Consider the following 16,409-nt stretch of genomic DNA (forward strand, 5'->3'; position numbering starts at 1 on the left):
CGCATTCGCGAGCAAGCCCGCTCCCACATTTGGTCATCTGAACCATTCAATCAGCGCAAGGCCCGACGCAGCACTTTGCCCACCGTGGTCTTAGGCAGTTCCGTGGTGCGAAACTCCACATATTTTGGCAGCTTGTACCCCGTCAGGTACTCCCGGCAGTGCGCAAGAATCTGCTCCTGGGTCAGGCTCGGGTCCTTGCGCACGACGATGATCTTGACCTTCTCCCCGGTCACTGGGTCTTCGACCCCAATGGCCGCCACTTCAGCAACCCCAGGGTGCATGGCCACCACGTCCTCGATTTCATTGGGGTACACGTTGAAGCCCGAGACCAGGATCATGTCCTTCTTGCGGTCCACCAGGCGGATATACCCGCGTGCGTCCATCACGCCGATGTCCCCGGTGGACAACCAGCCCTCGGCATCCAGCACCTCAGCGGTTTCCTTCGGCCGTTGCCAGTAGCCCTGCATCACTTGCGGGCCACGTACTTGCAACTCGCCCTGCTCGCCGATATCCGCCAGTTCGCCGTCTTCGCGTACGAAGCGCACCCAGGTAGAGGGCAATGGCACGCCAATGCTGCCGGTGAATTCCATCTCGCGCATGCGGGAAATATCAATAGGGCTGATGCTCACCACGGGCGAGCATTCGGTCAGCCCGTAGCCTTCGATGATCGGCAGCCCGGTCACCTCTTTCCAGCGCTTGGCCACGGCGGTGTGGGTGGCCATGCCGCCAGCAATCACCAGGCGCAGGTCGGAAAAGTCCCGTGCACAAAATTCCTTGTTCTCCAGCAACCCGTTGAACAGCGTGTTCACCCCGGCAATGCCATTGAAGCGTTCCTTGCGCAGGATCATTTGCACGCGCTTCACGTCCCGAGGGTTGGCGATGAGGATATTGCGCCCGCCCAGGCACATGAACATCAGGCAGTTCACCGTCAGTGAGAAGATGTGGTACAGCGGCAGCAAGGTCACGTTGGTTTCCTGCTTGTGCAGGTTTAACTGGTCACCGACCCAGGCCTTGGCTTGCAGCAGGTTGGCAATGATATTGCGATGGCTGAGCATCACGCCCTTGGCATCGCCGGTGGTGCCGCCGGTGTATTGCAGGAAGGCCAGTTCATCGCGGTGCAGGCTGACCGGCAAATGGTGCATGGCCCTGCCCTGTTTGAGCACCTGGTTGAAACGCAGCGAACCGGGCAGCCTGAAGGCCGGTACCTGCTTCTGCACGCTGCGCAGGATGAAGTTCATTGCCGCGCCCTTGAAGGTGCCCAGCAAGTCGCCAATGGCCGCGACCACCACTCGCTTGACGCTGCTGCCCACCATGGCTTTTTCCAGGGTATGCGCGAAATTTTCGAAGATCACCACGGTTTCGGCGCCACTGTCCTTGAGCAGGTGCTTGAGTTCGTGGGCGGTGTACAACGGGTTGACGTTGACCACCACCGCCCCGGCCAGGATCGTGCCCAGCAGGCAGATCGGGTACTGCAAGCAGTTGGGCATCATCAGGGCCACGCGGTCGCCCTTCTTCACGCCCTGGTCCTGCAGCCAGGCGGCAAAGGCAATGCCCTGGGTGCGCCAATCGGCATAGGTCATTTGCGTGCCGATGCTGACGTAGGCCACCCGTTCACGGAACTTCTCCAGATGCTCCAGGAACACTTCGCGCAGCGACGGGTAATCCTCGATCCCGGCGTCAATGTCCGCTGGCACGCCGGGCAGGTAAGTGTTCAACCAAATGCGTTCGGTGTGTTCCAGGCTGATAGCGTTCATCGCAGTGTCCTTATTGTTGTTTTTGATAGCGCTACTTTTCGACGATGGCGGTGATGCCCAACCCACCCGCCGCGCAGATCGAAATCAGGCCGCGACCGCCACCGCGTTCATGGATGGCCTTGGCCAGCGCCGCCAGTTGCCGGCCACCGGTGGCCGCAAAGGGATGGCCGCAGCCCAGTGAGCCGCCGTTGACGTTCATCTTGGCCCGGTCGATGGCGCCCAGGGGGGCGTCAAGGCCGAGTCGCTCGCGGCAATACTGCGGGTCTTCCCACGCCTTGAGCGTGCACAACACCTGGCCGGCGAACGCTTCGTGGATCTCGAAGAAATCGAAGTCGGCAAACCTCAAGCCTTCCCGCGCAAGCATGCGTGGCACGGCGTAAGCCGGCGCCATCAGCAGGCCCTCGGTGCCGTCGACAAAATTCACCGCAGCCGTTTCGCCGGTGCGCAAGTAGGCCAACACCGGCCAGCCATTGGCGGCGGCCCATTCTTCACTGGCCAGCAGCACCACCGAGGCGCCATCGGTCAGGGGCGTGGAGTTGCCGGCGGTGAGCGTGCCGTTCTGGCGGTCGAAGGCCGGCGACAAGCCGGCGAGCTTTTCCAGGCTGATATCGGCACGCAGGTTGTTGTCACGGGCCAAGCCGCGATGGGGGCTGATCAGGTCGTCGAAGAAGCCGCGTTTATAAGCCGCATCCAGGCGCTGGTGGCTGGTGAGGGTCAGCTCGTCCTGGGCCAGGCGCTTGATCTGCCAGCGCTTGGCCATTTCTTCGCAGTGCTCGCCCATGGACAGGCCGGTGCGCGGCTCGCCATTGCGCGGCAGCAACGGTTTGAACAGCATCGATGGGCGTACTTTCATCAAGGCCTTGAGCTTGTCGCCCAGGCTTTTGGCGCGATTGGCCGCAAGCAAGGTATGGCGCAAGGATTCGTTGATGCCAATGGGCGCGTCGGAGGTGGTGTCGGCACCACCGGCAACGCCCACTTCGATCTGGCCGAGGGCGATTTTATTCGCCACCAGCAGCGCAGCTTCAAGCCCTGTGCCACAGGCTTGTTGCACATCATAGGCAGGGGTTTGCGCAGACAACGTGGTGGACAACAGCGCCTCGCGGGCCAGGTTGAAATCCCGTGAGTGCTTGATCACCGCTCCGGCGGCAAACTCACCCAGGCGTTGGCCGTGCAGGTTGTAGCGCTCCACCAATCCTTGCAGGGCGGCGACCAGCAGGTCCTGGTTACTGTCGTGGGCATACACCGTGTTGGAGCGCGCAAATGGAATACGGTTGCCGCCGATAATCGCCACGCGGCGGGTCGGGGCTGGGGTAAAACTGTAGTCACTCATTGCTGGCTCTCTTTCCAAATGAATAGCCCGCGCATATGGGGCTTGTCCCCGGCGAAATTGCGCACTTCGAACTCGCGCCGTGGCCCACTTACGGGGTGGCCCCACAGGGCGACCTGTCCGGGCAGGAAGATCGGCAATTTGAAGTCGCAATGGGCCTCGGCCTGGTCCAGGCCACCGGGCGGCTGTTGCGCTGCCAATGCGCGGCCCAGGGTCCACATGCCATGGGCGATGGCGCGACGAAAGCCGAACAGCCTGGCACCGATGACCGACGTGTGAATGGGATTGAAATCCCCCGAGACCTTGGCAAAGCGTCGCCCCAGGTCGGCGGGCAGTACCCAGCGCTGGGTGCGTAACAGACCGTCTTCCTGCAGTGGCAGAGGGTCATTCCAGGGTTCACCCACCGGATTGCTGACGTCACGGCGCAAATACAGACTGTCGCTTTCCCACACCAGGGTTTCCTGGCTGTAGGCACGGGTGGCGATACTCAAGGCCTGCCCTTTTGGATGGGCCACCCAGCGCTCGCAATACACTTCCAGGCGCACCGCCTGGCTCTCGTGCAAGCGTTGGTGCTGACAAATGCGATTGGCCAGGTGCACCATGCCACTGGCCGGGTACGGGAAGCTTGGCCGAGTCAGCAGCATGAGGTGCAGTGGGAACGCCAGCACATGGGGATAGGACAATGGCACGCCCTGCTCGCGACGAAAACCGCACGCCCGTGCGTAAGCGGCGATACCGGCCGACGAAAGCTCCACCGCGCTGCGCACCAGGCGTGCTGCAGGCAATGGCGGCGCACCGTCGAGTTTGGGTTTGCGCAAGGCGCGCAGGCCGTCGAGCAATAACTGCGTGCGCGACGGCGGTGGCTCGATAATCTGCGTCACGTAGTCCATCGGTCAGGCTCCCAACAGGCTTTGGCCGCACACCCGCACCACCTGGCCATTGACGCCGCCCGACGCCGGATGCGCCAGCCAGGCAATGGTCTCGGCCACGTCGATGGGTTGCCCGCCCTGGGACAACGAATTCATGCGCCGCCCCGCTTCGCGGATCATCAGCGGGATCTTCGCGGTCATCTGGGTCTCGATAAAGCCGGGCGCCACCGCGTTCACCGTGACCTGCCGGGCTGCCGCACGCGGTGCCAGGCCCTGTACCAGGCCTATCACACCGGCCTTGGACGTGGCGTAGTTGCTCTGCCCCAGGTTGCCGGCGATACCGGAAATCGACGACACGCACACAATGCGCCCACCAGGGTTCAAACCCTGACTGTCGAGCAAGGCCTCACTGAGCTGCCACGGCGCTTCGAGATTGACCGCCAGCACACTGCGCCAGGCGGCCTCGGTCATTTTGGCGATGGTCTTGTCCCGGGTGATCCCGGCGTTGTGCACCACCACATCAAAGGCGCCGTATTGGCTGACGTGGGTTTGCAACAGTGAGGCGGTGTCGGCGGCGGTAATATCCAGAGGCAACGCCGAACCGCCCACGCTGGTCGCCGCCTGCTGCAAGGCTTCCTGGGCCTGGGGCACGTCCACACACACCACATGGGCACCGTCGCGCGCCAGCACCTGGGCAATCGCCAGGCCGATGCCACGGGAGGCGCCGGTGACCAGGGCGCGTTTGCCGGCAAAGGGTTTGTCCCAGTTGATGGCGGCATGGCCATCGACCGGTTTTTCCAGGCGCACCACCTGCCCCGAGACATAGGCGGAACGGCGCGACAGGAAAAACCCCAGGCTGCTGTCCAGCGCGTCTTCCGCGCCCGGCGCCACGTACAGCAGTTGCACGGTGATCGCGCGGCGCAGTTCCTTGGCCAGCGACCGCACCAAGCCTTCAAGGGCGCGTTGGGCGATGGCCTGGGGCAAGTCGTTGCAATGCTCGGGTGCCGTGCCGAGCACCACTACTCGACCATGCTGGCCGAGGCGCTTGGCATTGCTGTGAAAGAACAGGTAGAGCTCATCCAACTGTTGCAGGTCGGCCACGCCGCTGGCGTCGAACACCGCGCCTTGCACCTTGACCGTGGACGGTGCCTTGAGCGTCGCCGGGCTCGCGGCGACGGTGTCGGTGGCGCTGAACACGCGCTGCACCGAGGCCACCAGGCGCCCTGCCCCGGCGATGATCACAGGATTAGCCAGGCCGGCCTGGCCGCTGCGATGCCGTTGCAGGGGCAAGGGTTGCGGCAAGCCGACCGCCTGGGCCAGACGCCGGCCCCAGGGAGAATTGACGAACGAAAGGTAGCTGTCACTCATAAGGAGTCCACTCACAACACAGTTCTTGCCTGATAAACCGGTCAAATGTGGGGAACTGGATCGCCCTCTGTAGGAGCGAGCTTGCTCGCGAAAAACGTCAACGATAACGCTGGCTTCCTGAATCAACGCGGCGCCTGTGAGTTCTTCGCGAGCAAGCTCGCTCCTACAAAAAGCCTTCTGCCTGGTATTCAAGGCAAGCAGTTCCCACCTGTGGACCGGGTTTTCTCTTAATTGACCGGGACGCTGCGCCGTTTGGCCACCGGCTCGAGCGCCTGCTTACGCTGCTGCAGAGCCTCCAGCAAACCAAAGTCCTGGGGAAAGTCGTCCACCTGGATACCGTGGTCGGCGTATTCCACATAGCGCGCCAGCAAGGCGTCTTCGTCGTCGCTGATCAAATCCAGCGCCCGCGCCTTCACGCGCCAATCGGTGAAGGCCGTGGCAGAAATCGGCAGCGGGCCGAGCAGACCTTGCTTGATGGCGGGCTTGAGCCGCGCCTCGATCAGCTCCACTTGGGGCAGCAAACGGAAACCCAATTCGCCGTAGGCCAGCTTGTCGACTTCCGCACGTGGGATGTAGGAGTTGGCCAGCAAACGGTCGCGGGTCTCGCCAGGGGTCTGCACCACCTCCGCCACCTGCGCCAACAGGCGGTCCGACGGTTTGCGCAGCGGGATGCCAAACGGAAAGCTCAAGGTGCGCACTACTGCTGCTGCGGGTTTTGAAGGGTAGTTGTCGAGCACTTCGGCCAAGGCTTCGTGGGCGCGCAACAAGGCGTCCTGGGCCGCCCAGTGCACCAGCGGCAAGTCCGCCTGGGGCCTACCGTCATCCTCGAAGCGCTTGAGCACGCAAGACAGGATGTACAGCTGCGACAAAATATCCCCCAGGCGCCCGGTAATACTTTCCTTGCGCTTGAGGGCACCGCCCAGCACGCCCATGGAAATATCCGAGATCAGCGCCAGCACCACCGACAGCCGATTGGCCTGGCGGTAGTAGGCAGCCAGCGCCGGGTCGGTCTTGGCCGGCGCCGCGATCAGGCGCCCGCCGGTCAGGGCATGCACCGCTGCGCGTACGGTGTTGGCCACGACAAAACTCACATGGCCAAACATTGCGCTGTCGAAGTCTTCCAAGGCCTTGCGCCGGTCGGGGTTGTGCGCCGCCTCCATCTCGCGGAACACGTAGGGATGGCAACGAATCAAGCCCTGGCCAAAGATGATCAGGCATCGGGTCATGATGTTCGCGCCCTCCACCGTAATGGCGATGGGACTTTGCTGGTAGGCACGGGCGAGGAAGTTATTGGGGCCCATGCAAATGCCTTTGCCGGCGACGATGTCCATGCCGTCGTTGACGATGATGCGCGCCCGCTCTGTGACGTGGTACTTGGCAATGGCCGAGATCACCGACGGTTTCTCGCCGGCGTCCAGGGATGCCACCGACACCTTGCGCACCGCATCACAGGCATACAGATGCCCGGCCATGCGCGCCAGCGGCGCCTGTACACCTTCGAACTTGCCGATGGGCAGGCCGAATTGCTTGCGCATCGCCGCATAGGCTGTGGTACCGCGCACCGCCACTTTACCCAGGCCGACGTTGGCCGAAGGTAGGGAAATCGCCCGACCTGCCGCCAGGCATTCCATCAACATGCGCCAACCGTTGCCGATTTGTTCGCGGCCGCCGATCACCCATTCCAAGGGAATGAACACATCCTTGCCGGTGGTTGGGCCATTCTGGAAAACCGCATTCAACGGCCAGTGACGCCGGCCGCTGTTTACCCCTGGATGGGAGGTGGGGATCAACGCACAGGTAATGCCCAGGGAACCTGGCGCGCCAAGCAAGCCCTGCGGGTCTTCGGCGCGGAACGCCAGGCCCAGCACCGTGGCAATCGGGCCGAGGGTGATGTAGCGCTTGTCCCAGGTCACTTTGAAACCCAGTACTTCCTCGCCCTCATGCATGCCTTTGCAGACAATGCCCAGGTCGGGGATCGCGCCTGCATCCGAGCCGGCATAGGGGCTGGTCAGGGCGAAACACGGAATGTCGTCACCGCGTGCCAGGCGCGGCAGGTAGTAGTTGCGCTGGGCGTCGGTGCCGTAATGCAGCAGCAGCTCGGCCGGGCCCAGGGAATTGGGGACCATCACCGAAATCGCTGCCGCCGAGCAGCGTGTCGACAACTTCATCACCACCTGGGAATGGGCGTAGTGGGAGAAGCCTTTGCCGCCGTACTGCTTGGGAATGATCATGCCGAGGAACCCGGCATCCTTGGTGTACTGCCAGCCTTCGGGGGACATGTCCTGCCAGACCTGCGTGGTTTCCCAGTCGTTGGCGATGTCGCACAGGGTTTCGACTTCGTTGTCGAGGAAGGCTTGCTCCTCCGCGCTCAGGCTGGCCGGCGCGGCTTGCAGCAGGCGCTGCCAGTCGGGCTTGCCGCTGAACAGCTCGGCATCCCACCACACGGTGCCGGACTCGATAGCCGCACGCTCGGTATCGGACATCGCCGGCATGATCGTGCGAAACAGGCCCAGAGCCTTGGTGGTCAACAGTTTGCGGCGCAGGGGGTTGATCGCCAGCACCAAGGCGGGCAGCACCACCAGCACTGCCGCCAAGGCAATGCCCGGCACGGCCACTGCGTTGAACAGGTAACCAACCGCCAGCCAGAGGATGCCGGCGCTTAGCCACAGGGCGGCAGCGGCTTGTCGGTAAGCCAGGGCAATCGCTGCTGCGATACCCACCAATAACCAGATAAGCATGGGGGAGACCTCTACTTGATTCAGGACGTGAAACCACACTACAAACTTCAAATCATTAATTCAAATTTTGTTTTGAAATTTTTATTTAATTCCTTGCCGAAAAAATAGGCTGACCGGGTCAGCCTGACGAAAGAAGGAATCAACGCACGTCGCCGAAAACAACAGCCATGGCAAGGCCTCCAGATGCGCTGAGTGCCCTGCCTTGCACGCGCCTCAGAACTTATAAGTCGCCGACAGGCTGACCACGTCACCTGAGGATTCAGCTTTGCCGTCCAGCTGCGCGCCTCCAAGGCGGTCAACGTTCTTGGTCTTCAGATTGACCTTTTCGACAAACTGGTGCGAGTAGGCGGCATCCACCGACAGGCCTGGTACCGCCTTGATGTCATAACCTGCACCGAACGCAAGGAAGTAGCGATCCCCGTCGGGGATCCGAGGGTCACGGGTGGAGTTTCGGGTCGGTGTCTGGTCGTAAGCCACGCCGGCACGCAGGGTGAGTTCGTCGGTCGCTTTGTAGTCGCCGCCGATAGAAGTCATCCACGCGTTCTTGTAGTTGTAGGGTATGGCAACGATGGTCGAGCCTTGTGACTTGAGCGTGAGGTCCTTGAACGAGGACCACTCTGTCCACTGGGCACTCACGCCCAGCGTCCAGCGCTCATTGAACTGGTGGACCCAGTCAATCGCCGCCGTCGCCGGGATATCCAATTGAGCACTGGCATGCGCGCCATCCGGGAACAGTTTGAGACCAGGGTAGGCCATTTCAACCAGCGTTTCGCCGTTCGGACCAATCGGGTTGGTCATCGCGTTACGGCCAATCGCGTCTGTATAAACGTCGTACTTGCCCGTCATCTTGTTTTTGATCTTGGCGTGATAATTCACGCCCAGCGTGTCTTGCGCCGTCGGCTTCCAAACCACGCCGCCAAACCAGCCCACTGAGATATTGTCGACTTTCACGCGTATCAAGGAATGCCCGACGCCGGTCGGAAAACCGGTGCCTCCCAGACCGGGAGAGACATCCGCGGCAGCCAGCAGGTCAACGTTCTGGCTGACGTTCCCTTGGCTACGTTGAACGATGGCACCGGCACCGACGGAAAACTCATCATTGACCTTGAATGACAAGGAGCCTGTCAGGCCAATGGTCTCGATCTTGGTGTCAACGGCGAAATCTCGCAGCTTAGAGTTTTCGTTCCACGTACTTTTCATGCCTTGCGGTACGACTTGGCTCAGGCCAAAAGCAAAACGGTCGCCGATGGGCATGACCATAAAGCCAGTAGGTAGCCATGCGGTGAAACCACCCTGGCCGCCATTATTCGTATTCAGCGTCGGATCGCCCAGGTTGCCCTGATCATCCAGCACCGGCGTATTGGTCACCGGGTTACCGTTATGGTCATACGCCTGGCCAGAATATTTGATCTTGATCCGGGCGTAATCGACGGTCTGCTGCACGATGGTTGAATCGATGAACGCCATGGCCGCCGGGTTGTTGTACGCGGCACTGGGGTCGTTCTTGAACAATGAACCGCCACCAAACGCGCGCCCCCAGCCAGGCGCACCGTAGGTTGGCGTGGAGAAGCCGCCCGCCTGCACATTTCCTGTGGTCATCAAGCCTCCCAACAGCGCCAACCCCAGTAACGTGTGAGCGTGTTGTTTCTTGTTATTCATGCGCTGCTCCTTATTATTATTTCGCCCGGCCCCTGCCGGTGGGTCGTGTGGCCGTAGGCAGACCGTAAGTACCCTGCCCAACCGATGCCTCGCATGAGGCATCGGCCTTTCAACGGGTGATCAGCCCTCTGGAGTCACATGCTTACGGGTTAACCGTCAGCGTCGGGGCAACAACATTCAGCGATACGACAGTGCAGTTGCCGGTCAGCGACTGATTGGTAGCCGAAAGTGTTTTGGTACCAGGAGTCCAAGCCACGGCAATGGTGGTAGGGCCGCAGTTAGTGGCCGGAATCGAGGAGATTTTGTAGCCTACGTTGGTCACGGTGCCGGTGGTGCCCGTCGCAGCGGTAAGAACCCAAGGCAGGTTAGTCAGCGTGGGCAGTGCGCATAGGCCGCCGCCGGTCAAGGAAGCACCGTTGATAGAAGCCACGCCACCGCTAACGTTGCCGGTAAAGGTAATGCCGCAAGTCACTGCCGCACCAAAGGATGAGGGCGACTTCACCACGATGGTACCGGCATTAGTCGAGAACGGACCGTCTGGAGAAACGGAAGCCGCGCTCGCCATGGAGGCGGCACCAAAGCACAGAGCAAACGAAGTTGCACAAACGAGGGTTTTCAAGCTTTTCATTGTTTTTCCTCACATGTTATGGCGATTCATTTCGCCAGGGGTAATGGCCATGATCGAGAGGTCACGGTGAAACTGCAGAACTTCCCTTTCCAGCCAAATTTCAATGCATTTACCGCTACAACAGTCGGAACGCGTTATTCGACAACTTTGAAGTTGGGCGGCATCTTGATCGACACCGTCTTGATCTTGCAGTCTTCGCCAATCGCAACATCAGCGGCTTCCAACTTGCCGGTGGCGTTATCCCAAGTTCCGTCGGCCGTCGACGGCCCACACTTGCCGCCCAGGCCAAAGGCATGCACGTCCACGCTGATCTTCGACATGGAGCCGCTTTTTGTATCTTTGGCGATTAACACCCAAGGCAAGTTGATGGCTTCGACACGGCTGCACTTGAGGCCACCGTCGAACTCGACTTTGTCGACATTCACCGATGAACCATCGGCTGCAACCTTGCCGGCTACCTTGATGGTGCAGTCGGCACTGATGAGCTTGCCTTTGGAAAAGCTGATAGGCCCTTGGGCGGTGAAGGCACTGCCAGCGGGTTCGATACGCGCAGCCTGGGCCTGGTGGTAAGCAATCAGGCCCATGGCCGCCAACAGGATGTGGGCGGTGAACTTGGCAGAACTTTGCATGGTGTACGTCCTTCCCTTGAAATTATTGTTGTAGGGTCAAACCAGGTTCTTGCACTCAAAACGCCGGGCGACAAGGACCTGCGCGGTACACAGATCCCGAGTGCACCCTGAAGGCTTACTTCATCTCAAAACGGCTTGGCACTACCGCTGTACTTCTCCAGGTACTTCAAACGCTTTGACGGCTGAAGATTGGTCAGGTTGATATCGCCGGCATAGTGATTCAGTACACGATGGTCCATGCGACGCCGCCACAAGTACGGCACATAAGCCCAGACAATCATGCTGGCGTAGCCATACGGAAGTTGCGGTGATTCATCAAAGTGACGCAGCGACTGATAACTACGGGTGGGGTTGGCATGGTGATCGGAGTGGCGCTGCAACTGGAACAGAAAGATATTGGTGACAATTCGATTACTGTTCCACGAATGACGCGGTGAGCAGCGTTCATAACGGCCATTGGGCAACTTCTGACGCTTGAGGCCGTAATGCTCGACGTAGTTCACCACTTCCAGCAACGAGAACCCGTAGATGCCCTGGATAATCAGGAACGGAATTACCGCCGCCCCCAGCCAGGCAATCATCGCGCCCCACAACACCACGCTGTACATCCAGGCGCTGAGCACGGCGTTCTTCCAGTGCAGGGCCGGCAGGCCGAGTTTGCGCAGGCGTTCGCGCTCCAGGTTCCAGGCCGACACAGCGCTGAACCACACCGAACGCGGCAGGAATGCCCAGAAACTTTCACCGAGGCGCGAGCTGGCTGGGTCTTCCGGAGTGGCGACCCGTACGTGATGGCCACGGTTATGTTCGGTGTAGAAGTGGCCGTAGAAGGTCGGCGCCAGGGTGACCTTGGCCAGGAACACTTCCAGGGGTTTGGGTTTGTGCCCCAGTTCATGGGCGGTATTGATGGCAATACCGGTGGCGGCACCGGTGGACATGGCCATGCCCACATAAGTCAACCAGCTGACTGCACCGTGAAGTTCAGTGCGGGCGGTGATGAACGCGGCGGTCCTGGCCAGCCAGTTCGAGGGTTCCAGGGTGGCCGTGGCGTGCAACAGGCCGCCGTTGATGATCCAGTCTATACCGCCCGCAGCGAGCCAACCGGTGATGACCACCGAGGCAATCACAAACAGCACGCCGGTGTAGACGATCCAGCGGTAGTAGCGTTGGGACTCAAGGTGGCTGACCGCAGATTCGGGCGGGTTGCTGACGTCTTCGCCGAGCAGGCCGTCAATCAGCGGGATCAGGCCGAAGATCACGAGTACGCCCACCCACCACAGTTGTTGCACGCCTGTGGTGATGGCAAGGGCGCCGGAGAGCAAGGGCGTCGCCAGCGGCATGATGCCGAGCCACCACAGGTGGCGTTTGCCGTCGGCCCAGACATGCGGGGCTGCCAGAGTCTGGTTCATGGCAGCCTCCGAACGCATTCGGTGGGCAACGAGGCAGACGACAGGTATACGGAGCATTGACTGCTCCGGGAAATCAACCATGCGATAAAAGGCGTTTTTTTCATTATTTTATTCGCTCTTAGGCATTTCAAAAATAATTTCAAATTACACATTGAAATAATTTTTTTAAATAAATAGCGCGGAATCGTTAGGTCGTCAACTAGTTTCTCCAGCCCTTTTTTCCGTGACCGAGCAGTCTCTTTTCAGCCGTTTGGTCAGGTACTCAGGGGCAGGCGTCAACGCCAGGCGCCGCAGTCAAGTGGCACTGTTACTGGCTCGCCAGGGCGACAGGTGGGTTTATCGGCCGGACGCTCTCGCCGGGTCGAGCCCGCTTGGCCACCTGCTCCACCAGCGCCGCCACGCGCTCGGTGGCGGTGATCGGCAACATATGCCCACGGCCTTCGATCACCTGCATTTTCAGCCCTGGCACCTTGCTGGCCAGGGCCTGGCCGTGTTTCTGGAAGTCGAGCACCTTGTCCTGCGCCCCGTAGATCAGGCCGATGGGCAGGGTCAATCGGGAGTAGCGCTTGACCATCTCCGGCAGGTGGTCGTTGACCCGGTTGATCTCGGTGGACGCTGCGTAGAAATTGTCGGGTCGCATGCCCAACAAACCGCCGCCACGGGTGGCGAAGTCCGGCGGCGCAGGATCGGGGGCAAATACGCCCTTCACCACCGAGTCTTTGGTCAGCAGGCCGATGGGTAGGGTCAAGGTGTGGGCCACCCAGCGCCGTAGCCAGGCCGGGCGCACCGCCAGAGACAGAAACACCAGCGGCAGCATGCGTTGGGGGTGAGTCAAGGGCGCAACCAGCACCAGCCCGGATACGGCATGGGGATGGTCGAGGGCCAGCGCCAGGGCAATCGCGCCGCCCAGGGAGTGCCCCAGTACCAGCGGTTTACCCAGATCCAGCGTATTGATGAAGGCCGCGATTTGTCGCGCCTGGGCCGGCAAGTCTGCCGGCGTGCCGCTGTGCCGGGTGGAATAGCCTGAGCCCGGCCGGTCGAGGCTGATGACCCGAAAATGCTCACGCAACTGACCGGACAAGGCATAGGTCAGGTTGCGACTACTGCCCATCAGCCCGTGAATCATCACCAGCGGCGGGCCCTTGCCCTCTTCGACATAATGAAAGCGCTCGCCATCCACCTCGACGAAACGCCCGTTGATCGGCACAGTCGCTTCAATGCGCCGCGTCATCCAGGCACTCAAGCCCCACAACGCAGCACTGGCGCCTGCCAGCACTCCCGCAGCGACAACCCATTCGACAGCCATAGCTCGGTCCTCTGCTTCCCTGCTGCTGGCGACCCGACCGGAATTGATCTGGCCCCAGCCATCGTCCACGCCCTGGACCTCACTTCATGCATACCACGTTCATCCGTCGGACAAATCGCTCATGCGCAACAAGGTCCTAGCGTAGGCGAATTTTTCAGGTAGATTATTTAAAATCTTTTTTAAAATAAATAATTCAATTTTCCTTTGCAATGGTGTTCTATCTAAAAGACAAAACAAAAACAGGAGCACATCCGATGCCCAAGCGTTTTATTGACGAGGCAGCCCTATGAATGCCCCCAGCGACTCAATCGACATCGCCATCATTGGCTCCGGGTTCGCGGGCCTGTGCATGGCGATCAAACTCAAGGAAACCGGGCTCACCGACTTCTTTATTGCCGAACAGGCCGAGACCCTCGGCGGTACGTGGCGCGACAACCACTACCCAGGTTGCGCCTGCGACGTGCAGTCCCACGTGTATTCGTTTTCCTTTGCGCCCAACCCAAACTGGACGCGACAGTTCGCGGCGCAACCCGAGATTCGCGCCTATCTGGAAGACTGCGCCAGGCGCTTCGAACTGGCGCCCTACCTGCGCTTTGGCATGGGCCTGCAACGTGCGGTGTTTGATGAACAGCAGCAGCGCTGGCAGCTGACCTTCAGTAACGGCCGCCACATCAGCGCACGGGTGCTGGTGTCGGGAATGGGGGGCTTGTCGCGCCCGGCAATGCCGGATATCCCAGGGTTGGACAGCTTCAGGGGCAAGCGCTTTCACTCCCAGCAGTGGGATCAGGAGTATTCCTTGAAGGGCAAGCGCGTGGCGGTGATCGGCACCGGTGCCAGCGCCATCCAGTTCGTGCCGCAGATCGCCCCGCAGGTAGCGCACCTGGACCTGTTCCAGCGCACACCGCCGTGGATCATGCCCAAGCCTGATCGGCCGATTTCCGCTGCCGAGCGCTGGTTGTTCAAGCATGTACCGCTCACCCAGAAGCTGGTGCGCGCTACGCTTTACTGGGCGCTGGAAGGCCGTGTGGTGGGCTTTGCCCTGCATCCACGCCTGATGAAAATGGTGCAGAAAATTGCCCTGCGTCATCTGCGCAAACAAGTGGCCCGCCCTTCCCTGCGCAAAACCCTGACGCCGGACTACACCATCGGCTGCAAGCGGGTGTTGATCTCCAACGATTACTACCCGGCACTCTCGCGCAGCAATGTCGAGGTGGTCACCGACAGCGTACTGCGCATCGAAGCCGACGGCGTGATTACCGCCGACGGTATCAAGCACCCCGCCGATTGCCTGATCTTCGGCACGGGTTTCCAGGCCAGCGACCCGTTGCCCCGTGGCTGCATCATCGGCCGTGACGGCATCGACCTGATGGATGCCTGGCGCGATGGCGCCCATGCCTACAAAGGCACCACCGTGCCGGGCTACCCGAACCTGTTTCTGATCGTGGGCCCCAACACCGGCCTGGGGCATAACTCGATGATCCTGATGATCGAGGCTCAGGTCGCGTACATCCTCGACGCCCTGAAACACATGCAGCGCCAGCGCCTTACCACGGTAGAGGTCAAACCCGCCGTGGAGCACGCCTACAACCAGCAGTTGCAGGACAAGCTCAAGCGCACCATCTGGAACACCGGCGGCTGCCAGAGCTGGTACCTCGACCCGCGCACCGGCAAGAACACCACGCTGTGGCCCGGTTCGACCTGGCGCTTCAAGCAGGTCACCCGGCATTTTGCCCTCAAAGACTACAGCGTCAGCCAGGCGCCGGCGCCCGCCCTGCCGCGAGCGGTTGCAACGCCCCACTCCACCACAGAAGGCAGCCTGTCATGAAGTCATTCAACGGCCGCGTTGCGGCGATCACCGGCGCGGCTTCCGGCATGGGCCGCTCATTGGCCCTGGCCCTGGCGCGGGAAGGGTGTCATCTGGCGCTGGCAGACAAAAACAGCCAGGGCCTGGAACAGACCCTGGCGCTGATCCGCACCTCGACCTTGTCGCCCGTCACTGTCACCACCCAAGTGCTGGACGTGTCCGACCGCCAGGCCATGCACGATTGGGCAGCACGCTGCGCGGCCGAGCACGGCAAGGTCAACCTGGTCTTCAATAATGCCGGGGTGGCGCTGTCGAGCACCGTCGAAGGCGTGGATTACGCCGACCTGGAATGGATCGTCGGCATCAACTTCTGGGGAGTGGTGCATGGCACCAAGGCATTCCTGCCGTACCTCAAGGCCAGCGGCGACGGGCATATCATCAATACGTCCAGCGTGTTCGGCCTGTTCGCCCAGCCCGGCATGAGCGGCTACAACGCTACAAAGTTCGCGGTACGCGGCTTCACCGAAGCCTTGCGCCAGGAACTCGACCTGCAACGCTGCGGCGTGTCGGCCACCTGTGTACACCCCGGTGGCATTCGTACCGACATCTGCCGCAGCAGCCGCATCGACGCGAACATGACCGGCTTTCTCATCCACAGCGAGCAACAAGCCCGCGCCGATTTCGAAAAACTCTTCACTACCGACGCTGACCAGGCCGCCAAAGTGATCCTGCAAGGCGTACGCAAAAACAAGCGTCGCGTGCTGATTGGCCGCGATGCCTATTTCCTCGACCTGCTCGCCCGTTGCCTGCCGGCGGCCTATCAGGCTCTGGTGGTGTTCGCCAGCAAGCGCATGGCGCCCAAGCCGCGCACGCCGGTGTTTGAAACCAACGACGAGCCTCGACTCTGAACAGGAGAACGCA

12 protein-coding genes are annotated in these 16,409 nt (G+C 61.1%); 2 read left to right on the top strand and 10 right to left on the bottom strand.

Translation table 11 applies throughout. The annotated features are described in order from the left end of the window. Positions 1-50: 50 nt before the first annotated feature. The 10 genes from AC1RAC_RS02100 to AC1RAC_RS02145 form a co-directional block, all read right to left on the bottom strand. The gene (locus AC1RAC_RS02100) at positions 51-1,754 is read right to left on the bottom strand and encodes an AMP-binding protein (RefSeq protein ID WP_440841744.1); all 1,704 of its coding nucleotides are present in this window, start codon (positions 1,752-1,754) and stop codon (positions 51-53) included. Positions 1,755-1,785: 31 nt separating this feature from the next. Beyond that, positions 1,786-3,084, bottom strand: a complete 1,299-nt coding sequence (locus tag AC1RAC_RS02105; protein ID WP_492616085.1) for an acetyl-CoA C-acetyltransferase — start codon at positions 3,082-3,084, stop codon at positions 1,786-1,788. Further along, the gene (locus tag AC1RAC_RS02110) at positions 3,081-3,971 is read right to left on the bottom strand and encodes a MaoC/PaaZ C-terminal domain-containing protein (RefSeq protein ID WP_492616086.1); all 891 of its coding nucleotides are present in this window, start codon (positions 3,969-3,971) and stop codon (positions 3,081-3,083) included. The genes AC1RAC_RS02105 and AC1RAC_RS02110 overlap by 4 nt, the downstream gene beginning before the upstream one ends. A gap of 3 nt (positions 3,972-3,974) precedes the next feature. Beyond that, the gene (locus tag AC1RAC_RS02115; RefSeq protein WP_127880603.1) at positions 3,975-5,318 is read right to left on the bottom strand and encodes a 3-oxoacyl-ACP reductase; all 1,344 of its coding nucleotides are present in this window, start codon (positions 5,316-5,318) and stop codon (positions 3,975-3,977) included. 227 nt (positions 5,319-5,545) lie between these two features. Continuing rightward, positions 5,546-8,056 carry an acyl-CoA dehydrogenase gene (locus AC1RAC_RS02120; RefSeq protein WP_492616087.1) on the bottom strand — a complete coding sequence of 837 codons (2,511 nt, stop codon included), beginning with the start codon at positions 8,054-8,056 and terminating at the stop codon, positions 5,546-5,548. A 213-nt stretch (positions 8,057-8,269) separates the two neighbouring features. Beyond that, positions 8,270-9,715 carry an outer membrane protein transport protein gene (locus AC1RAC_RS02125; protein ID WP_492616088.1) on the bottom strand — a complete coding sequence of 482 codons (1,446 nt, stop codon included), beginning with the start codon at positions 9,713-9,715 and terminating at the stop codon, positions 8,270-8,272. A gap of 142 nt (positions 9,716-9,857) precedes the next feature. Next, positions 9,858-10,343, bottom strand: coding sequence for an alkane oxidation protein activator PraB (gene praB, locus AC1RAC_RS02130; RefSeq protein ID WP_014718293.1), 486 nt, complete (start codon positions 10,341-10,343; stop codon positions 9,858-9,860). Positions 10,344-10,477: 134 nt separating this feature from the next. After that, positions 10,478-10,972 carry an alkane oxidation protein activator PraA gene (praA, locus tag AC1RAC_RS02135; protein ID WP_014718292.1) on the bottom strand — a complete coding sequence of 165 codons (495 nt, stop codon included), beginning with the start codon at positions 10,970-10,972 and terminating at the stop codon, positions 10,478-10,480. 125 nt (positions 10,973-11,097) lie between these two features. Beyond that, positions 11,098-12,378 (bottom strand): alkane 1-monooxygenase, encoded by a 1,281-nt coding sequence (locus AC1RAC_RS02140; protein WP_072448440.1) that lies wholly within the window; start codon positions 12,376-12,378, stop codon positions 11,098-11,100. A 307-nt stretch (positions 12,379-12,685) separates the two neighbouring features. Beyond that, the gene (locus AC1RAC_RS02145; RefSeq protein WP_054897524.1) at positions 12,686-13,684 is read right to left on the bottom strand and encodes an alpha/beta fold hydrolase; all 999 of its coding nucleotides are present in this window, start codon (positions 13,682-13,684) and stop codon (positions 12,686-12,688) included. Between the two features lie 286 nt (positions 13,685-13,970). Here AC1RAC_RS02145 and AC1RAC_RS02150 point away from each other — a divergent pair, with 286 nt between their 5' ends. Both AC1RAC_RS02150 and AC1RAC_RS02155 read left to right on the top strand, forming a co-directional pair. Next, positions 13,971-15,509 (top strand): flavin-containing monooxygenase, encoded by a 1,539-nt coding sequence (locus AC1RAC_RS02150; protein ID WP_492616089.1) that lies wholly within the window; start codon positions 13,971-13,973, stop codon positions 15,507-15,509. Continuing rightward, complete coding sequence (locus AC1RAC_RS02155; protein WP_492616090.1) at positions 15,506-16,396, top strand: SDR family NAD(P)-dependent oxidoreductase; 891 nt, start codon at positions 15,506-15,508, stop codon at positions 16,394-16,396. The genes AC1RAC_RS02150 and AC1RAC_RS02155 overlap by 4 nt, the downstream gene beginning before the upstream one ends. Positions 16,397-16,409: the final 13 nt, after the last annotated feature.

It is taken from the genome of Pseudomonas sp. GW823-FHT02F05 (genome assembly GCF_058797315.1).